At 38.0% G+C, this 2038-nt stretch carries 4 protein-coding genes; all 4 read right to left on the bottom strand.

Features of this window, described 5'->3' with window-relative positions:
- Positions 1 to 88: 88 nt before the first annotated feature.
- Positions 89 to 514 (bottom strand): DUF1801 domain-containing protein, encoded by a 426-nt coding sequence (locus tag ACEW8U_RS19855; protein WP_373523799.1) that lies wholly within the window; start codon positions 512 to 514, stop codon positions 89 to 91.
- Between the two features lie 7 nt (positions 515 to 521).
- Positions 522 to 1076, bottom strand: coding sequence for a YdeI family protein (locus tag ACEW8U_RS19850; RefSeq protein ID WP_373523798.1), 555 nt, complete (start codon positions 1074 to 1076; stop codon positions 522 to 524).
- Between the two features lie 160 nt (positions 1077 to 1236).
- Positions 1237 to 1860: a hypothetical protein gene (locus tag ACEW8U_RS19845; protein WP_373523797.1), complete on the bottom strand. Its 624-nt coding sequence runs from the start codon at positions 1858 to 1860 to the stop codon at positions 1237 to 1239.
- 13 nt (positions 1861 to 1873) lie between these two features.
- Positions 1874 to 2038 (bottom strand): serpin family protein (locus ACEW8U_RS19840; protein WP_373523800.1); only part of this gene is annotated, 165 nt, incomplete at its 5' end.

Genomic DNA, 2038 nt, shown 5'->3' with positions numbered 1-2038 from the left:
ATTTGTTGGGTGATTGCAAGTGCATGTCTAGACAATCTGAAAAATAAAAATGGACTTTTAAGTTCTAGGTAAGTGATGGTAACTTTCATTATTTCTCGGGATACTTGGCTAAAGTAAATTCCATAGAAGCTTTCGCCAATTGTTTTAAAACTTCAAGATTTATGTCCTCCAATTTATTGACATATAGGCACGATTTACCTGATTTGTATTTCCCCAATCGTGAAAGTAAATCAGCATGTTGGCCTTGGATGTCACAGGACATATACAGCGATATGGCATTTTTTCTCGGGGAAAAGCCAATCAAAAGAAAATCTCCCTCCCTACCACTTTCGTACTTGTAATGATAGCTTCCAAAGCCAATGATGCTATCCCCCCACATTTTGGGTTTGGATTTAGATACCCCTTGGAACAATTTTACCAACTCAAAACTGTCCTGCCTTTTCTTTTGATCTTCAACAGTGTTGATAAAATCTTCAACTGACCTATCTGTCTCTTTAGTTTTGTTTTCGGTCATGGTCAGGTTATTTGTATTTATCGTTCAAGCCTTTGCCTTCAAGGATCATCGGCTTGATTTTTTCCAATCTTGAGATTTTTGTTTCCTCCCTTTTTGCTTCCTGAATATGCAAAGCAAATTCCTTTTGTTTGCCAGGGCTGAGCTTTTCGAACCTGTTTTTCAGTTTTGTATCTTTCTTGAAAGCTTCAACAAGAATTTCCGGAATTTCAAATTTGAGGGACTTGTCAGGTACCAATCTTTTTCCGGCTTTTTCATTGGCAATTGCTTCTTGGAGGTAGGAATAAATCTGATCGGGATTGATTTCCTCTTTACTTGTAAACCTCCATTGCCTCAGGGCTTTGGTTTTTCCTTCCTGTGCATTTACAAATACATTCAAGGGGTCGGACATAAATACACCATTGTAAAACCAAATCCCTATATATGCCTTAAAAGGTGCAATGCCAAGGATATTCTGACCATTCAGGGTATATACATCTATACCCCATTTGATAGCGTGTTGCAGTTCAGTTTTTTCGACAACGGATTTTATCAATTCGATTTCTTCCTGCCAGTGGGTTGCCATAATTGCTTGGGTTGAATGGGTTTATTCGAAATTAAGGATTTTAAGGGAAAAACATAAATAAAACTGGAAAGCCTATTATCACCAAATAAAATTTGCAGTGATATAAAGGCGAAATTAATTCGGAGAAGAAATATTTAGATGGAAAAGTGGTGAAAGAATACTAAGGCCACCTATTGATAGGCACAATAAAATCAGCATCTGCCCATCTGACACTCAATTCATTTTTTGCCTTTGTAGCGATCTCCAAAGGTTCAAAGCCTGTTCTTACATCTTTTACTACAAACCTTTGGGTCAGCCCTGTTGATCCTTCCCATTCTAATCCGTTTTCGTTTGCCCATTCCAATATTTCAGGAATACCTTCCTCACTGTTGGGATGGATGGAAACTCTATTTACCAAAGTCCAAGGAGAAGAGTCTTGTATTCCAGGTCCTTGTGGCCGGAGAATTGGCGTGGCAGCAGATATGGACTCATCCTCATTTAGAATGATCAATGATTCATAAAGTGCCTTGCAGCTTTGGGATTTTAACCAAAAAGGTACTCTATTGCTAAAATTCCCTATAGGGAATAATTCTTCATCCAAAAATTCATAGGTAGAAAACAGCGATTGGATTTGAGTTTCTATATTTTCAAAGTCCTTAAACTCCACCATCACCACACCTGTCACAGGGGTTAAAGAAATAGTTTCATAAAGAAAAATTTCCTGACAGGATTCGTCAGGAAGCTCTCTATCATTTGAACAGGAAGAAATTATTATCAATGTCAAAAAGAAAAAGACTCTTATCATACCTGACAGATTACTAAAGTTTTGAAGGATCACCCAATTTCCCCATAAACAAAATCGCACCACTGTGTTTTTCCTGAATAAAGAATATGAAGGGTTTATCCAACACAATGACACTTGGAAAAGACGGCGCCGAAACTCTTTCAACCACCACTTCCACAATCGTCGCAGCGGCTGCCTC

The sequence above is a fragment of the Aquiflexum sp. genome, from assembly GCF_041751335.1.
Classification (GTDB): Bacteria; Bacteroidota; Bacteroidia; order Cytophagales; family Cyclobacteriaceae; genus Aquiflexum.
Note: the sequence above shows the minus strand (reverse complement) of the source record. Positions and strands in the feature narration are given on the sequence as shown.